At 61.9% G+C, this 17,567-nt stretch carries 11 protein-coding genes and 9 tRNA genes; 13 read left to right on the top strand and 7 right to left on the bottom strand.

Annotated features, from left to right (window positions below; translation table 11 throughout):
- Positions 1-3: 3 nt before the first annotated feature.
- A complete protein-coding gene (locus AOG28_RS02865; RefSeq protein WP_054555266.1) occupies positions 4-621 on the bottom strand; it encodes a cbb3-type cytochrome c oxidase subunit II in 618 nt (205 codons plus the stop codon).
- Positions 618-2,108, bottom strand: coding sequence for a cbb3-type cytochrome c oxidase subunit I (locus tag AOG28_RS02870; protein WP_054555267.1), 1,491 nt, complete (start codon positions 2,106-2,108; stop codon positions 618-620). Before AOG28_RS02870 ends, AOG28_RS02865 begins: the two co-directional genes overlap by 4 nt.
- Before the next feature lie 321 nt (positions 2,109-2,429).
- On the opposite strand from AOG28_RS02870, the gene AOG28_RS02875 reads away from it, so the two are divergent.
- From AOG28_RS02875 to AOG28_RS02930, 12 genes are all read left to right on the top strand, one after another.
- Entirely contained in the window at positions 2,430-3,296 is an 867-nt protein-coding gene (locus AOG28_RS02875) for an alpha/beta family hydrolase (RefSeq protein WP_054555268.1), read from the top strand.
- 216 nt (positions 3,297-3,512) lie between these two features.
- Positions 3,513-3,588: transfer RNA gene (locus AOG28_RS02880), tRNA-Val, on the top strand.
- Positions 3,589-3,666: 78 nt separating this feature from the next.
- Positions 3,667-3,743, top strand: a tRNA-Asp gene (locus AOG28_RS02885).
- Between the two features lie 41 nt (positions 3,744-3,784).
- Positions 3,785-3,861 (top strand) — tRNA-Asp (locus AOG28_RS02890).
- Positions 3,862-3,910: 49 nt separating this feature from the next.
- Positions 3,911-3,987, top strand: a tRNA-Val gene (locus AOG28_RS02895).
- A gap of 4 nt (positions 3,988-3,991) precedes the next feature.
- Positions 3,992-4,068, top strand: a tRNA-Asp gene (locus AOG28_RS02900).
- Positions 4,069-4,543: 475 nt separating this feature from the next.
- Positions 4,544-6,571, top strand: coding sequence for an NADPH-dependent 2,4-dienoyl-CoA reductase (locus tag AOG28_RS02905; protein WP_054555269.1), 2,028 nt, complete (start codon positions 4,544-4,546; stop codon positions 6,569-6,571).
- A gap of 203 nt (positions 6,572-6,774) precedes the next feature.
- On the top strand, positions 6,775-7,848 hold the full coding sequence (locus AOG28_RS02910) for a 1-aminocyclopropane-1-carboxylate deaminase/D-cysteine desulfhydrase (RefSeq protein ID WP_054555270.1): 1,074 nt from the start codon (positions 6,775-6,777) through the stop codon (positions 7,846-7,848).
- A gap of 199 nt (positions 7,849-8,047) precedes the next feature.
- Complete coding sequence (locus AOG28_RS02915) at positions 8,048-9,133, top strand: threonine aldolase family protein (protein WP_054555271.1); 1,086 nt, start codon at positions 8,048-8,050, stop codon at positions 9,131-9,133.
- 703 nt (positions 9,134-9,836) lie between these two features.
- Positions 9,837-11,759 (top strand): PrkA family serine protein kinase, encoded by a 1,923-nt coding sequence (locus tag AOG28_RS02920; RefSeq protein ID WP_043334761.1) that lies wholly within the window; start codon positions 9,837-9,839, stop codon positions 11,757-11,759.
- 97 nt (positions 11,760-11,856) lie between these two features.
- On the top strand, positions 11,857-13,140 hold the full coding sequence (locus tag AOG28_RS02925; protein WP_043334759.1) for a YeaH/YhbH family protein: 1,284 nt from the start codon (positions 11,857-11,859) through the stop codon (positions 13,138-13,140).
- Positions 13,141-13,223: 83 nt separating this feature from the next.
- The gene (locus AOG28_RS02930) at positions 13,224-14,789 is read left to right on the top strand and encodes a SpoVR family protein (RefSeq protein ID WP_054555423.1); all 1,566 of its coding nucleotides are present in this window, start codon (positions 13,224-13,226) and stop codon (positions 14,787-14,789) included.
- Positions 14,790-14,978: 189 nt separating this feature from the next.
- On the opposite strand, the gene AOG28_RS02935 is transcribed toward AOG28_RS02930, so the two are convergent.
- Positions 14,979-15,296 carry a high-potential iron-sulfur protein gene (locus tag AOG28_RS02935; RefSeq protein WP_043334757.1) on the bottom strand — a complete coding sequence of 106 codons (318 nt, stop codon included), beginning with the start codon at positions 15,294-15,296 and terminating at the stop codon, positions 14,979-14,981.
- Positions 15,297-15,744: 448 nt separating this feature from the next.
- On the opposite strand from AOG28_RS02935, the gene AOG28_RS02940 reads away from it, so the two are divergent.
- Entirely contained in the window at positions 15,745-16,611 is an 867-nt protein-coding gene (locus AOG28_RS02940) for a DNA/RNA non-specific endonuclease (RefSeq protein ID WP_054555272.1), read from the top strand.
- A gap of 287 nt (positions 16,612-16,898) precedes the next feature.
- Here the strand turns inward: AOG28_RS02940 and AOG28_RS02945 are convergent.
- The 4 genes from AOG28_RS02945 to AOG28_RS02960 all read right to left on the bottom strand — a co-directional run bounded on the left by AOG28_RS02945 (position 16,899) and on the right by AOG28_RS02960 (position 17,511).
- Positions 16,899-16,985: transfer RNA gene (locus AOG28_RS02945), tRNA-Leu, on the bottom strand.
- A 100-nt stretch (positions 16,986-17,085) separates the two neighbouring features.
- Positions 17,086-17,172, bottom strand: a tRNA-Leu gene (locus tag AOG28_RS02950).
- A gap of 42 nt (positions 17,173-17,214) precedes the next feature.
- A tRNA-Leu gene (locus AOG28_RS02955) sits at positions 17,215-17,301 on the bottom strand.
- 123 nt (positions 17,302-17,424) lie between these two features.
- Positions 17,425-17,511, bottom strand: a tRNA-Leu gene (locus AOG28_RS02960).
- Positions 17,512-17,567 lie beyond the last annotated feature (56 nt).

The raw sequence follows: 17,567 nt of genomic DNA on the forward strand, positions 1-17,567 counted from the left end.
CTGTCATGGGTCGCGGCTGGCGATGTCGCTCGCGGGGGCGGCCTGCTGCAGGTAGGCGAGCAGCGCCGTGATTTCAGCAGTGCCACGCACGTCATTGGGGGCGGCGAGAATCTCGTCTTCCGCGTAGGGCGCGCCCAGGCCTTGCAGGGCTCGCATGCGGGCCGCGATGCCTTCGCCGCTCAACGCCCGCTCGAACAGCCACGGGTAGGCGGGCATCGCTGAGCCCGGCACCTGGCTGCGCGGGTCATTCAGGTGCAGGCGCTGCCAGGCATCGTCATGCTGCGCAGGCAGCTGGCTCAAATCCGTCCCCCAGCGCTCTACGCCCCACAGCGAAGGGCGGTCGTAGTAGCGCGCCCGAGCGATCGTCGCATCGCCGTGTCGCGCCGTGTCGCCCGGTAGATCGCGCACCATGCGTGTGTGGCACTGCTGACAACCCTCGCGTTGGTAGATGCGCTGGCCCTCCAGCGCCAGGGCGCTCAGCGGTTTGAGGTCTTCGGGTGCGCTGGCGAGGCTGGGGTGAGCCCCGAGCGGCACCAGCTGGGCGAGGGCGCCGAGGCTCATGGTGAGCAGACATAGTGCCGTCATCAGGCCGGCGTGACGTTCGAGCAGGACATGTCTCATGCGTAGTGCCCTCCCGAGGATGTGGCAGGGGGCGTGGTAGAGGGGGGCGCAGAGTGCCTGGCAGGTTCTGATGATGCCTTGCGTGAGCCGGAGCTCAGGCGCTGGCGCTCGTGAGCGGCTTGGCGTTCGCTCTTTTGATCAGCCAGGGTGCGCGTCACGTTGAGAAGCATCAGCAGCAAGCCGAGCGCCCAGCAGGCGAGCCCGCCCAGCGAGATCATCATCGGCATGCGGGCCGCTTCCAGCACCTCGCTCAAGGTGTATAGCGGCCTGCCGTCATCTGCCAGCACATGCCACATGCTGCCTTGAAGCAGCGTGGTCGCCCAGCTGGCGGCAATGCACAGCAGGGTACCGATGATGGCCAGCGGGGCGTGCATCTTGAGCAGCGCGAGGGAGCGCATCGGGGGCAGCAGGTGGTAGGCCATCACGATGGCGACTGTCGCGACCACCCCCAGGCTTGCTGCCGGCGACAGACTGTTGGCGGCACTGAAGGTCAGGGCATTGAGGGTCGGCAGTGACAGCAGGCTGTATTCAAGAACCGCGAGGGCGAAGCTGATCAGAGCTGCCGCCAGCAGGCAGTTAAGCGGGTCCCGGCGCAATGAGTGCCAATCCTCCTTGAGTGTCATCAGGCCATTGAGGCTGAGTGCCAGCCCCGGCGCCAGCAGCAGGATGCCCATCGCCATGCCCAGCGTCTGGCTCCAGGCCGGCAGGGCGCTCGCGAACAGCAGCGGAGCACCTCCCCATGTCACCAGCAGCACCAGCATCCAGAAGCTGGTGGTGGCCAGCCGATGCGAGTAGAGCGGCAGCCGCGAGCGGCTCGTCACCATGTGATGGAGCAAGGCAATGAGGCCGAATGCGAACATTCCGCCGGGGAGTGGCCCGGCCTGCCAGCGCTGAATCAGTACCTCGAGGCTGCCCGTGAAGAGCGGTATCGATTCCAGCAGGCCGATCGGCACGCTGAGCGAGATCAGCACATGCTGCATCAACACCAGCATCAGGCCGGCGATGAAGTACCAGCAGGCCACCGGCAGGCGGCGCAGCGTGCGCTGTTCCAGCACCGTGAAGAAGACCCACGCCACGGCCAGCCAGACGAGGGTCATCAGGAGATCGACGAGCCAGGGCGCTTCGGTCATGTACTGGCCCGAGGAGTAGCCTGCGACAATCGCCAGTGCGCCGAGCGCGACCACGGCCTGCCAGCCGAGGAAGGTGAAATGCATCAACTTGAGCGTGAAGGGGGGCAGTGCGATATCCGCTATCGCCGTCTCGGCGTCCGTGCGTGATTCGCGTTGCAGGACACTGTGCATGGCGATGGAGTAGCCGCCGGCGATCACTGCCGAACCGCCCAGACCGTAGAGCAGCAGGTGATGTTGCAAGGGCGCGAGGCGGCCGTAGCTCAGCCAGGCCACTTCCGGCCCCAGCGAGGGCCATAGCCAGATGAGGTTGAGCCACACCGCCAGACAGAGGCTGAGCAGGCCCCAGATGACGGCCATGCGAGCGAAATCATGGCTTGCGTGATGATGGTGGTTCACGCGGGGATGGCAGGCCGAAGCCTCAAGAGCTGTACGCATATCACGACCTCGTCGGCAGTGGGCGAAAGCGCAGTGCTGGTGGTGACGGTGCTGGAAGCGGCGCTGCGGGAGCGGCCAGGTCATCGACGCCCCTGTCAGGGCGGCAGGGCTGGCGCTGACCGATATCACGCGCGACCATGACCGACTGACAGGCCATCCCTCGCGCTGGAATGCAGCGTTTACCCCTCATCGGTTCCAGCGTTGTCTGGCGCGAGCCGTACGAGATCAACAGGAGAATTTCGCTTGCCCGCCGTCACTTCATCATCGGACGAAGATGCCAATGCGTCCAATACGGCTGAGGTTCCCAGCCCTTACGCCGAGGAAGGCTTTCGTGTCGCCAGCCTGGCCGAAGTCGCCTCGGAGCTTGCTGCCCGCCAGACCATGTCCCACGACGCGCTGGCCGCGCGAGAGCCGTGGCGAGGCTGGTTGGCGGAACTGGGCCCGCTTGAGATCCATGGGCGACCGGGGCGTGCCCTGCTGTTGCATGCGCATGGTGCCGGCGCCGGGCGTGAGACCGACTTCCATCAACAGTTCGGCGCTGCCTGCCTGATGCAAGACATGGCGTGGCTGGCATTCGATTTCGGCTATCTCGTCAGGATGCGCTGTGAAGGCCGTCGCCGACCGCCGCCCCGGCTGCCCGGGCTGATCGAGGAGATGGCGCGCTGGTGTCAGGCGCTGATGGCGTGTGTAGCGGCCGTCGACTCCTTGCGATCGCTGCCCTGGCTGGTCGGCGGCAAGTCGATGGGCAGTCGTGTGGCCTCCCATCTGCTGGTGGAGTTGACCCGGGCGACGCATGCGCGGTTGCCGGACGGGTGGTACGCGCTGGGCTATCCGTTTCATCCCACGGGCAAGCCCGACAAGTTGCGTATCGACCATCTGCCGGATATCCCGATGGCGGGGGTGATCTGTCAGGGCAGCCGCGATCCCTTCGGAGCTCGCGAGGAAGTGACGGCATATCCGTTGCCGGAAAGCCTGACATTGCTTTGGCTGAATGATGGCGAACATGATTTCAAGCCACGAAAAGCGAGTGGCGAGACGCGTGAAGGACTGATTTCGCGTGCGGCGCAGGCCTTGGCCAATCACCCGGCGCTGGGCGGAAAACGGCAGTGAATCGTCACTCTGCGAGGGGCATTACCCTGGCCTTCGATGGCGACAGCGGCATGTCAGAATGATGACGCAACGCTGATGTTTACTGGCCTGCAGGCGATATGCAGCGGGAAAGTCCTGTCTTATCAATACTCTGTCGCGGACGATTGCTGAAATTGCGCGCAAAAAAAGTATTGACTCATGGGCCGGATTCCGTAGAATGCAGCGCCAACGAGACAGGGGTGGTTAGCTCAGTTGGTAGAGCACCAGCCTTACAAGCTGGGGGTCACTGGTTCGAACCCAGTACCACCCACCATTTGAAAAAAGTCATTGCTTTTCAAAGCGTTACTTGATTAAATGGCCTGGTTCGTTAGCAGAAGCAAGCGATTGTCGTGGACCGGTAGTTCAGTTGGTTAGAATGCCGGCCTGTCACGCCGGAGGTCGCGGGTTCGAGTCCCGTCCGGTCCGCCATTCTCGTTTGTCATGCGCCCGATGTTGAGTTGTTCTGAAGTGGACCGGTAGTTCAGTTGGTTAGAATGCCGGCCTGTCACGCCGGAGGTCGCGGGTTCGAGTCCCGTCCGGTCCGCCATCAGAATCGCGAGATATCACCGCTGCTTGCAGCAAAGATCGTTTGTGTTGGGTGATTAGCTCAGTTGGTTAGAGCACAAGCTTCACATGCTTGGGGTCACTGGTTCGAATCCAGTATCACCCACCAATGCGGACCGGTAGTTCAGTTGGTTAGAATGCCGGCCTGTCACGCCGGAGGTCGCGGGTTCGAGTCCCGTCCGGTCCGCCATTCGATCTCATAGAATTCGTGAAACCCGAGCTTTCGAGCTCGGGTTTTTGCGTTTCTGGCTGTCGGAAAGTCCTCAGTACTGATCCAGCCCCACTTGTCTCCCTGTCCTTGCCTCTTTCCTCTCTCTTCTCTCTTCTCGACCTGGTCATGTTCCAGGCTTGTCGGCCCTCCCTGGGCACATCACGACATTTCGTTCTTTCCCGTTGATGGGTGTCCTGCGCGGTTGCTCACCTCTCTGATGTCATCACTGATGTCATTCGCAATGTGGCCTTTGGGAGTATTGAGCCAAGGGCGCGATGCTCTACACTGGGATCACTCGTTTCATACGACCGTTTGCCATCTGTCATCAGTCGTTGATGTCCTGACAACCTGTTACTGACGACCATGACTGAGTGAGTGTTGCTGATGAGAGTGGCGGCGGCGCGATATAACAATGATTGTCCGAGGTGCTCGAGACAGCCAAGGAGAGACCGCAATGACTGCCTATCCGAATATCTTCCGTCCGCTGACGTTGGGCCACACCACGCTCAAGAACCGTGTGCTGATGGGCTCTATGCACACGGGGCTTGAGGAGACTCCCGATGGCTTCGCGCGCCTGGCGGCGTTCTATCGTGAGCGTGCACGCCACGGGGTGGCGCTGATCGTCACGGGCGGTATCGCGCCGAATGCGGAAGGGGCTGTCATGCAGGGGGCCGCGAAGCTGACCACCCCGGAGGAGGCGAAGCACCATCGTGAGGTCACCGAGGCGGTGCACGCCGAGGATGGACGCATCTGTCTGCAGATTCTGCATGCGGGGCGTTATGCCTACTCGCCGGATCAGGTCGCGCCCTCGGCGATTCAGGCGCCGATCAACCCCTTCACGCCACGCGCGCTGAGCACGTCAGAGGTCAAGGAGCAGATCGCTGACTACGTGCGCTGCGCCAGCCTGGCACGCGAGGCCGGCTATGACGGCGTCGAGGTGATGGGCTCGGAAGGCTATTTCATCAACCAGTTCATCTGTCGGCGCACCAATCAGCGCGAGGATGAGTACGGTGGCAGCTTCGAGAATCGCATCCGCCTGGCGGTGGAGATCGTCGCCGGTATCCGTGCCGCGCTGGGTGAGGACTTTCTGATCATCTATCGCCTCTCGATGCTGGATCTGGTCGATGAGGGCAGCACCTGGGAGGAAGTGGTCGCGCTCGGCAAGGCCATCGAGGCGGCAGGGGCGAGCCTGATCAATACCGGCATCGGCTGGCATGAGGCGCGTGTGCCGACCATCGTCACCAGCGTGCCGCGCGCTGTCTTCACGGGGCTGACCCAGCGCATGAAGCAGGAACTCAGTCTGCCGCTGATCACCACCAATCGCATCAACATGCCCGAGGTTGCCGAGTCGGTGCTGGCCGAGGGCCATGCCGACATGGTGTCGATGGCGCGACCGTTCCTGGCGGACCCGCAATGGGTCAGCAAGGCCAGGGCGGACGATGCTGCCATCATCAATACCTGCATTGCCTGCAATCAGGCGTGTCTCGATCACACCTTCCAGATGAAGCTGACCTCGTGCCTGGTCAATCCGCGTGCCTGCCATGAAACCGAGATGGTGATTGAGCCTGCGCGACATGAGCGCCGCGTGGCAGTGGTGGGCGCAGGGCCGGCGGGACTGTCTGCCGCCGTGACGGCGGCCGAGCGTGGTCACGACGTGGTGCTGTTCGAGGCGCAGCCCGAGGTGGGTGGCCAGTTCAATTTCGCGCGCCGCATCCCCGGCAAGGAAGAGTTTGACGAGACACTGCGTTACTTCAACGAGAAGCTGGTGCGTTGTGGGGTCGAGGTGCGTCTCAATACTCGCGCCACCGCCGAGATGCTGGCGGAATTCGATGCCGTGATTCTGGCCTCGGGGGTGAAGGCGCGGACGCCGGATATCGAGGGTGTCGAAGCCGGTATCGAACGGGGTCAGGTGCTCAGCTATGCCGAGGCGATCAGTGCGCCGGAGCGGGTCGGGCGGCGCGTGGCGTTGATCGGGGCTGGCGGGATCGGCTTCGATGTCGCGGAACTGATGACTCACGTCGAGCCGTCGCCCTCGCTGGATGGTGAGCTGTGGTGCGAAGAGTGGGGGGTGGATCTCTCGGTCAGCACGCCTGGCGGCCTCAAGGCACCCGTGGTGCCGCAGGCGCCTCGTGAGGTGTGGCTGCTGCAGCGCAAGACCTCCAAGCCCGGCAAGGGGCTGGGCAAGACCACTGGCTGGGTGCATCGCGCGACCCTCAAGCAGCGTGGCGTCAAGATGGTCGCCGGCTGTGAGTATCGCTCGATCGACAGCGAAGGCCTGACTGTCAGCCTCAATGGCGAAGAGCAGCATCTGGCGCTGGACAGCATCGTGCTGTGCGCCGGTCAGGATTCGGTGCTGGAACTCAAGGCGCCTCTGGAGGCGGCGGGGGTGGAGCTGCATATCATCGGTGGCGCCGACAAGGCGGCAGAGCTGGATGCCAAGCGCGCGATCGCGCAGGGCACCATGGCGGCCGCTGCCCTTTGAGTTGACCGCAATCACGCATGGGGATATTCAGCGTTGAGCTGAGCCTGACCACTGCCTAGACTGATGGAAGCCACCGCGGACGCCGTGCCTTTGCTGCATGTGCCTCCGTGGTGGCTTTGTCGTCTTCAGAGTTTGCCTCGGGCGCCGCGCCAGCGGCTCGATGCGCTCTGATCTCTGCCTTGCCGCCACGATGGGATCTGCTCATGTCACCGCACGCTGCCGCCTCACGCCATGCCACCGCTGAGGCTCTGATGCCGGACACCGAGGACAGTCCTTTGCCGCCACACAGGGAGGATGCTCGGACTTCATCATCGCTGGCCGCCTCCCCGCCGGTAGCCGAGACACTGGACAGCCTGCTGGATCTGTTCACGCCCCCAGCGGTCGAGCGCCTGGCGTGGCCGCTGGCCGATGAGGCCGGTGTGATCGTCGAGTGCCTGCGCGCCGACACGCTGGACAGCGAGATTTCCGGCAACAAGGCCTGGAAGTTGCGCCTGCCGCTGGCCAGGGCGTTGAGCGAGAAGCGGGGCATCATCAGCTGTGGGGGCGGTTGGTCGAACCATCTGCATGCGCTGGCGGCGGCGGGGGCCAGATTGGGCATCGAGACGCATGGCCTGGTGCGCGGGCATCCCGAAGCGCCGCTGACGCCCACGCTCGCCGATGCGCGCGACAATGGCATGCGCTTGAGTTTCGTCTCTCGAGCCGAGTACCGGCAGCGCGACCAGCCTGATTTTGCCAGGCGCCATGGCGAGGGAGTATGGATTCCCGAGGGTGGCGGTTGCGTGGAGGGCGTCGCCGGGCTGGCACCGTTGGCCCAGGCGCTGGCCGAGCCGGTGCCGGGCGAATCTGCGCCGCAGCTGGTGCTGCTGGCCTGTGGCAGCGGCACGACGCTTGCCGGGGTGCTGAGTGCGCTGGGCGAGCGCGATGGGCTGCGGGTCATCGGGGTGCCGACCATGAATCATGGCGATCAGCTCTACCATCGTGTGCGTCGCCTGCTGGCAGAGAGTGGCGGCAGCCAGCAGAAGACGCCGGAGTGGGGCCTGTGGCTGGGAGCGCAGGCCGGCGGCTTTGCCAAGGCGCCTGACTGGTTGATCCAGTTCATTCAGCGCTTCGAGGCCGAGACAGGCGTTGCGGTGGAGCCGGTCTACACCGCCAAGCTGTTTGCGACGCTGGCGCACCATCTTGCCAATGGTCTGATCGCACGCGGTACGCGCATTCGCGTGCTGCACAGCGGGGGCTTGCAGGGGCGGCGAGGTTATCCGGCGTTGCAGGCCATCTGAGGGTGCTGGCGAGGCGAGTGTCATCTGGCTCGTCTCCTCTCGCGAGGCGCCCTCCGGTGGCTTGCGTGCAGCCTTCACCTGCCACTGGCGGCGGCGTGCAGCGCTGTTATGATGGAGTTTCTGCAGCGGCTCCTGCCATCCGGGAGCCGTGTCTGTTTCACCGGACAGGGTGATCCCCTGTCCCGCTCTGGAAATCCCCATGACGACTGACGCCATTGCCCCGACCCCCGCTGCGACCTCTGCTGCCGATGAAGCGTGCACTTCACGCTTTCTGGCCAGTGACAACACGTCCGGTATCTGTCCCGAGGCGATGGCGTACATGATGCAGGCCAATCGTGATGACGATCTCGCCTACGGCAATGACCGCTGGACACAGCAGGTCACCGACAGCTTCCGTCAGCTGTTCGAGACCGAGTGCGAGGTGTTCTTCGTCTTCAATGGCACCGCCGCCAACTCCCTGTCGCTGGCCCACCTGTGCCAGTCCTACCACAGTGTCATCTGCCACGAACTGGCCCATATCGAGACCGATGAATGCGGTGGGCCGGAGTTCTTCTCCAACGGGTCCAAGTTGCTCAACGCGCCGGGCCCCGACGGCAAGCTGACGCCGGAAGGCATCGAGCAGCTGGTCACCAAGCGCAGCGATATCCACTATCCGCGTCCGCGCGTGATCTCCCTGACCCAGTGCACCGAGGTCGGCACCGTCTACAGCCTGGAAGAGCTGCAGGCGATTCGTGAAGTGGCGGACCGTCATGATCTGCAGATCCATATGGATGGCGCCCGTTTCGCCAATGCCTGCGCCGCGCTGGGTGTCTCGCCAGCTGAGCTGACCTGGAAGGCGGGCGTGGACGTGCTGTGCTTCTCCGGCACCAAGAATGGCCTGGCCATGGGGGAGGCGGTGATCTTCTTCGATCGCAAGCTGGCACGCGATTTCGATTACCGCTGCAAGCAGGCCGGTCAGCTGGCCTCCAAGATGCGCTTCATCGCGGCGCCCTGGATGGGGCTGCTGGAAAATGATGTCTGGCTGAACAACGCCCGCCATGCAAACGGCATGGCGCAGTATCTGGCCGAGCGACTCGAGGCGCTGGAGGGCATCGAGCTGCTGTTCCCCAGCGAGGCCAACAGCGTGTTCGCCAGTTTCCCCGAGCATGTGCTGGCGGCGCTGCGTGAGCGTGGCTGGACCTTCTATACCTTCATCGGTGCGGGTGGCGCGCGCTTCGTCTGCTCCTGGAATACCACCACCGAGTTGCTCGACGCCTTGCTCAAGGATATTCGCGACGTGCTGTGAGCCTCTTGATTCAGGCAGTACCCAAGGCGTGAGCGCCTCTCTCGAGATCCCCATCGCCCCGGCGGTGGGGATTTTTTTGTGGCCTGTTGTCCGGTCTTGTCAACGTCATGCGTGACTGAGTCAAGCGTCTGATCAGGTTGGTAGCCACTTCGTCGCCAGTCGTTGTTTTCATGGTCTTTGTGGTGAGTCAGGAGGCTGCGTGAAGCATGGCGGGGGTGGTCGGGAGTGAAGTGTGGGCGCGGCCATTCTTGCTCGACTGGCTGGTATGCAGTGTCGTCTGGGCGTGAGAGTGACTGGCGTCAACCGTCAGTCTGTTCCTATGCTCAAGGTGTGCTGCGGTGCAACATGACATGAGTGAATCACCCGCGACAGCAGAAGCATTGGTCGAGTTTTCGCGTCTTTCGAAGCTTTCTTCAACGCGTTGTCAGGGGCGTTCAGGCGCCATCGTAGTGTCTGCTGACCCACTGGCTGCCGTAGATCCTGTGGTGCTTGGCAGAACTGGCTCCGCCGGCGGAAAGTTCGTTGAATGCATTCATTCACTGTATTGGACACCAGCACCCTATATCGACCTATGCTGATGAACACGCCGAGGCAGTCGTCCTGCGTACGCTATCTAGGCTGAGCGGACGAACGAATTTTGCGGTCTTACCTGAGTGGGCCCGGCGATGGTCCCAGCGACTGATGTCGCGACAAGGAGGCTTCCATGAGCATCTTCGATCACGTGCAGAGCCGCTACGAGCGGATTCAGCAAGAAGAGATGAGTCTCCAGGAGTACCTGGAGTTGTGCCGGCAGGACACTACTGCCTACGCCAGCGCTGCCGAGCGCATGCTGGCGGCCATCGGTGAACCGGAGGTCATCGATACCGCCAAGGACCCCAGTCTTTCCCGTATCTTTTCCAACAAGCTGATCCGCCGTTATCCAAGCTTTGCCGAGTTCTATGGCATGGAAGAGGCTATCGAGCAGATCGTTTCCTACTTCCGGCATGCGGCGCAGGGACTGGAGGAGCGCAAGCAGATCCTGTATCTGCTCGGCCCGGTGGGCGGCGGCAAGTCGTCTCTGGCGGAGCGTCTCAAGCTGCTGATGGAGCAGATTCCCTTCTATGCCATCAAGGGCTCGCCGGTCTTCGAGTCTCCGCTGGGGCTGTTCTCGCCGGAGGAAGATGGCGAGCTGATCGAGAAGGAGTACGGCATTCCACAGCGCTGCATGCGCAGTGCCATGTCACCGTGGGCCGCCAAGCGCCTCAAGGAATATGGCGGTGATATCAGCAAGTTCCGCGTGGTCAAACTCTATCCCTCGCGCCTCAATCAGATCGGTATCTCCAAGACCGAGCCGGGCGATGACAACAACCAGGACATTTCCGCGCTGGTCGGTAAGGTCGATATCCGTCAGCTGGAGCTCTATGCCCAGGACGACCCGGATGCCTACAGCTTCTCCGGCGGGCTGTGCAAGGCCAACCAGGGGCTGATGGAATTCGTCGAGATGTTCAAGGCGCCGATCAAGGTGCTGCATCCGCTGCTGACCGCGACCCAGGAGGGCAATTACAACCCGACGGAAGGCATGGGTGCGATTCCCTTCGATGGCGTGGTGCTGGCGCACTCCAACGAGAGCGAGTGGCAGGCATTCCGCAACAACCGCAACAACGAGGCCTTCCTCGATCGCGTCTATATCGTCAAGGTCCCTTACTGCCTGCGTGCCTCCGAGGAGGTCAAGATCTACGCCAAGCTGCTGGAGCATTCGTCGCTGAACCAGGCGCCCTGTGCTCCTGATACGCTGCGCATGCTGTCCCAGTTCATCGTGCTGTCGCGTCTGCGTGAGCCGGAGAATTCCAGCGTCTACTCGAAGATGCGCATCTATGACGGCGAGAACCTCAAGGATACCGATCCGCGCGCCAAGTCGATCCAGGAATACCGCGACAGCGCCGGTGTCGACGAGGGGATGGATGGGCTCTCGACACGCTTTGCCTTCAAGATTCTCTCCAAGGTCTTCAACTTCGATGCCAGTGAGGTCGCGGCCAATCCGGTCCATCTGCTCTACGTGCTGGAGCAGCGCCTCGATCAGGAGCAGCTGCCCAAGGAAACCCACGAGCGCTACCTGCGCTATATCAAGGAATACCTGGCGCCCCGCTATGTCGATTTCATCGGCAAGGAGATCCAGACCGCCTACCTCGAGTCCTATTCCGAGTATGGGCAGAACATCTTCGATCGCTATGTGACCTATGCCGACTTCTGGATCCAGGAGCAGGAGTATCGCGATCCCGAGACCGGCGAACTGCTGGACCGTCAGTCACTCAACGAGGAACTAGAGAAGATCGAGAAGCCCGCGGGCATCTCCAACCCGAAGGATTTCCGTCACGAGGTGGTCAACTTCGTGCTGCGCGCACGGGCGCAGAACAACGGTACCAACCCGAGCTGGCAGTCCTACGAGAAGCTGCGTGCGGTGATCGAGAAGAAGATGTTCGCCAATACCGAAGAGCTGCTGCCGGTCATCTCCTTCAATGCCAAGGCCTCGGCATCCGACCAGCGCAAGCACGAGGACTTCGTGGCGCGCATGGTGGATCGCGGCTACACCGAGAAGCAGGTGCGCCTGTTGTCCGAATGGTATCTGCGCGTACGCAAGTCGCAGTAAGCCCTGCCGACTGACGACAGGCCTGCCGGCGGGCACGATTGCCGCCGGCACTTGCCATCCGGCCATCCGCTGAGGGCGGGGCCGGCAAGGAGGGCGAATGAGTTATTTCATTGATCGACGCAGCAATGCACGCAACAAGAGTGCAGTGAATCGACAGCGCTTCATTCGGCGCTATCGCAGTCATATCAAGCGGGCGGTGGAGGATGCCGTCAATCGGCGCTCCATCACTGACATGGAGCGCGGCGAGGAAGTCTCCATTCCGACGCGTGACATTTCCGAGCCGGTCTTCCAGCACGGACAGGGCGGCAAGCGGCGTGTGATCAATCCCGGCAACAAGGAATTTGTCGAAGGGGACCGCATGCGCCGTCCCAGTGGCGGTGGTGGGGGAGGCGGCAGTGGCGAGGGCCAGGCCTCCAACCAGGGCGAGGGGGAAGACGACTTTGCCTTCACCCTCTCGCGCGAGGAATTTCTCGAGTTCGTCTTCGACGGGCTGGAACTGCCGCATCTGGAGCGCAAGCAGATCGCGGACATGGAAGAGGTGCGCCCGGTGCGCGCGGGGATCGCGCGTGACGGTACACCGGCACGTATCAACATCGTGCGCTCGATGCGTTCAGCGCAGGCGCGGCGCATCGCGATGCGTTCCCCGATCAAGCGGGCGCTGAAGGAAGCTGTCGAAGCGCTGGAGCAGGAGGAGCGCAAGGACCCGGTGCTGCGCAACAAGGTGCGCATCAGTGAGCTCAAGGCGGAAATCGAGCGGCTCGAGGCGCGCCTCAAGGCGGTGCCGTTCCTCGATACCTATGATCTGCGCTACAACCACCTCATCAATCAGCCGATGCCGTCCAACAAGGCGGTGATGTTCTGCGTGATGGATGTCTCGGGGTCGATGACCCAGGCGCACAAGGACATCGGCAAGCGTTTCTTCCTGTTGCTGTATCTGTTTCTGGAGCGCAACTACGAGAAGGTCGAGCTGGTCTTCATCCGTCACCACACCGCTGCCAAGGAGGTCGACGAGGAGGAGTTCTTCTACTCCCGCGAGACCGGCGGCACCATCGTGTCCAGTGCCCTCACGCTGCTCGATGAGGTGATCGAATCGCGCTATCCGGCCGGCGAGTGGAATCTCTACGTGGCGCAGGCCTCGGATGGCGACAACTGGGACGACGATTCCACCAACTGTCGCGAACTGATGATCAAGAAGCTGATGCCGCGCCTGCAGTACTACGCCTATGTGGAGATCACGCCGCATGCCCATCAGGCGCTATGGGAGGAGTACGAGCGGGTCGAGGCGGAATTTCCGGAACGCTTTGCCATGCAGCAGATCGTCGAGGCAGGCGATATCTACCCGGTGTTCCGCGAGCTGTTCAAGCGCCGCATCAGCGCCTGATCACATCATGCGACGTGCCCGGCAGTCGCGCCGGGCCAGGAGGCCTCATGAGTCATGGTCTTGATGGCGGTCTTGATGACCGAATGAGCAAGCGCATCGATAGCCGGCTGGAAGACACCCAGCCGGCCAGCGGGTCGGATTGGACCTTCGAATTGCTCGAGCATTTCGAAAGCGAGATCGCGCGCATCGCCGCGCAGTACAAGCTGGATATCTACCCCAACCAGATCGAGGTGATCACGTCCGAGCAGATGATGGATGCCTACGCCAGCATCGGCATGCCGGTCGGCTACCATCACTGGTCGTTCGGCAAGCAGTTCCTGTCGGTGGAGCAGGCGTATCGGCGAGGGCAGATGGGGCTGGCCTATGAGCTGGTGATCAACTCCGACCCGTGCATCGCCTATCTGATGGAAGAGAACACCCTGATGATGCAGATTCTGGTCATGGCGCATGCCTGCTATGGCCACAACAGCTTCTTCAAGGGCAATTATCTGTTCCGCACCTGGACGGATGCCTCGGCGATCATCGACTACCTCGTCTTCGCGCGGAAATACGTGTCCGAGTGCGAGGAGCGTCATGGCGTGGACGCCGTCGAGCAGCTGCTCGACGCCTGCCATGCGCTGCAGAACTATGGCGTGGATCGCTACAAGCGTCCTTCGGCCATCTCGCCGGAGGAGGAGGTCCAGCGTCAGCAGGAGCGTGAGGCCTACCTGCAGGCCCAGGTGAATGCGTTGTGGACCACGATTCCCCAGGCGGGCGAAGAGGATGAGGTGATCGATGAGGTCAATGACCCCCTCGGTCTGCATCGCCGCGGCCGCTATCCGCCGGAGCCGCAGGAGAACCTGCTCTATTTCATCGAGAAGAATGCCCCGTTGCTGGAGCCCTGGCAGCGCGAGCTGGTGCGTATCGTGCGCAAGCTGGCGCAGTACTTCTACCCGCAGCGCCAGACACAGGTGATGAACGAGGGCTGGGCGTGCTTCTGGCACTACACCATCATGAATCAGCTCTACGATGAGGGGTTGATCGGCGAGGGCGTGATTCTCGAGTTCCTGCAGTCGCATACCTCGGTGGTGCAGCAGCCCGGCTTCGATCACCCGCATTACAACGGCATCAATCCCTATGCGCTGGGCTTCGCGATGTTCACCGATATTAAGCGTATCTGTGAGCACCCCGACGATGAGGATCGTGAGTGGTTCCCGGATATCGCCGGCAGCGACTGGCTGGAAACGGTGCACTTCGCGATGCGCAACTTCAAGGATGAGTCCTTCATCCAGCAATTCCTGTCGCCCAAGGTGATCCGGGATCTCAAGCTGTTCTCGCTGGTCGATGATGACAGCGATGAGCATCTCGTCATCGACGCCATCCACGACAGTCGCGGTTACAAGCGCATTCGTGAGGCGCTGTGCGTGCAGTACGCGCTGAGCCATCGTGAGCCGAATATCCAGGTGTGGGCCGCCAACATTCGCGGTGATCGCTCGCTGACCCTGCGCCATGTGCAGGATGATCGGCGCCCGCTGGCGCGCAGCGTCTATCCCGTGATGCGCTATCTGCACCAGCTGTGGGGCTTCCCTGTCCATCTGGAGTCGATGGAGAACGATGAGGTGGCAAGGCGCTACCAGTGGCCACTGCCGGAGGACGCCAATCTCGGCTGACAGGGCGTCAGGTGACGCTCATGGCGGATCGAGTAGGTGTCGAGGGATGTCGGTCCTGACAGGCGCGCAATCGGCATAAGGCAGGCATGAAAAAACCGCCGTGAGGACACCCTCGCGGCGGTTTTCTTGTCTCAATCGGCTCTCGTGCTCGTGCTCGTGCTCTCAGCCAGAGGGTTCCAGTTGAGCGTCTCAGGCCGGGCGCTTGGTCCAGGACTGACACCAGCCCTTCGGCTCGACGCTATGGCTTGGGAAAAGCTGGCAGCCTTCGTTCTCGGGCTTGTAGAACATGCAGTTGGCGCAGTCCGAGCCCGGCTTGAAGGCAGGGTGGTCCTTGGCTTCACTGGCGACTTCCACGTAGTTGAGCGCCTTGGCTTGCGGATTGGAGGTATCCAGCCGCGGCAGGTCGGCGGCAAGGGCGCGGGGTGAGAGTATGGCGGCGCCCAGTGGCAGGGCAGCGAGCCCCAGCAGGCTGTTGCGCATAAAGTTACGGCGGCTCTGATTGGCCATGGTCTGATTCCTTCTCATCAATGGAGCACAACCGTCGGGATGTGCTGCGGTCACGGCTCGCCTGTCAGGAGGCGCTTGCATGTCAGTCGTTGCAGTGTCGCGGGTGCCACCGGCACCTTGATGGGCACTCTGTGTGGCATTGCTGACCGCTTGCTGGCATTCATGGATGCAGGTGGCATGCCAGATGCTGAACATATGGTCAGGTTCTGCGCCATCGGTGTTCGGGCAGATTTGTCAGGAGGTCTCTGCTCGCCGATGGTGCATCAAGCGGGTGCTGCCTGCTTATTGTGGCTTGAGTTGGGGCAACCGTCAGCCTCGCTGGCAGAACTCTGGCATGATGGAAATGACGCAGGAACGTGAATGGCGTCGCTGTCGCCCGCGAGCCATGGCGAAATGATGGATGCATGCCTTGCCGAGGTAACTGCAACGACAAGAAGGAAATGGCGGGATGCTGGATGTGATGGACGATATTCGCTCGGCCGGCCGCAAGCTGTGGCGGGGCTTCGGGGTCAGCGTGGTGTTTGCACTGGTAGGGGGTGGGCTCTGGTGGTGGCAGGAGCGCGACTACCAGCAGTTCTACGTCTGGCAAGGCGTGCCGCAGGCGCGTGCACTGGATTGGAAGACGCTGGCGCGCGGCTTGCGCAGCGATGCCTATCTGGTGGGCTGGTCTGATCTGCGCGCCAACCCGTTATGGGTGACATGGCGACTCGAGAATACTCAAGGGTCGCGGCTGGGGGAGCGTCCTGACGAGTTCGAGCGCGACTGGCGCTCTCTATGGCCCGTCACGCCGGATAGCTATCGCAACAGTGGCTACGACCGTGGGCACCTGGCGCCCAACTACGCCATCGGCAAGATCTACGGCGTCAAGGCGCAGCATCAGACCTTCCGCATGACGAATATCTCGCCACAGACACCCGCGCTCAACCGCAAGCTCTGGCAACGGCTGGAAGCCGCCATCATGGACAGCATCCTGCCGCGCGAAGGCGCGCTGTGGATCACGGCAGGACCGGTCTTCAGCGGCAGCATCGAGCGGCTGCCCAATCTGATCGAGATTCCCGATGCCTTCTACAAGATCATCATCTCGCCCGGCTCGGATCGGCAGGCACCGCGTGCGCTGGCATTTCTCTTTCCGCAGCAGGTGAGGGGCGATGAGCCGCTGGATCGTTTTCTGGTCAGCATCGATCGCATCGAGTCTCTGACAGGGCTGGATTTCTTCCATGAGCTCCCCGATGACGTCGAGCAGCGCCTCGAGGCGCAGGTCGCGCGCGATGGCTGGCAGGTCGACAGTTTCAGTCGAACGCCATCACGTTATTGAGCGCACAGCCAAGGCCCGACTGACAGGAACGTACTGAAGCAGTTCGGCGGACAGGTGCCGACTGAAGGGGTGCAGCTGAAAAGAGTTATCCACAATGCCAGGCGTAGTAATGGGTGTGGACAAGTTGCGCATGAGGAGGGCGGTATTTTCTTCGCGACATGCGAAAGACAACGCAGGGCGCTGTGGGTCTGGGCAAAACAAGAGGGTGAGTCAGTCAGAATATTGCGAGGGGGACTATCGCGATGTGAGCAGCAGGCGCTGCGAGGATGCATCGGATATCAACTTGATGGTGCCCAGAAGAGGACTTGAACCTCCACGTCCATACGGACACTAGCACCTGAAGCTAGCGCGTCTACCAATTCCGCCATCTGGGCATCAAGTTGTGTGCTGAAGTCTCAAGAGCTGAGTCTTGCAGCTGAACGAGCATGAAATCCTTGGTAGTGGATGCCATGTTCCCTGTTCGAGTGCGCATCGTGGTGCCCAGAAGAGGACTTGAACCTCCACATCCTTACGGATACTAGCACCTGAAGCTAGCGCGTCTACCAATTCCGCCATCTGGGCGAAGCGCGATACAGGGGTCGTTCGTTGTGAGTCTGACGTCCGTGGTGCCCAGGAGAGGACTTGAACCTCCACATCCTTACGGATACTAGCACCTGAAGCTAGCGCGTCTACCAATTCCGCCACCTGGGCAGACATCAGAACTCGTTTCGGTCCGCAGACCCGGATCAGCAGTCAAGTTGTTGAAAATTAAATGCTTTACCCGTTTTCTGGTATCCATCTTAACGTGTGTCACGCCAACATGAAACCTGAAATTGGTGCCCAGAAGAGGACTTGAACCTCCACGTCCATACGGACACTAGCACCTGAAGCTAGCGCGTCTACCAATTCCGCCATCTGGGCAAGTGGTGCCGAATAATACGGATGTACTGTGGGAATGCAAGCTTTTTCTTTCATGC

This window comes from Cobetia sp. UCD-24C (assembly GCF_001306765.1).
GTDB classification, from domain to species: Bacteria; Pseudomonadota; Gammaproteobacteria; order Pseudomonadales; family Halomonadaceae; genus Cobetia; species Cobetia amphilecti.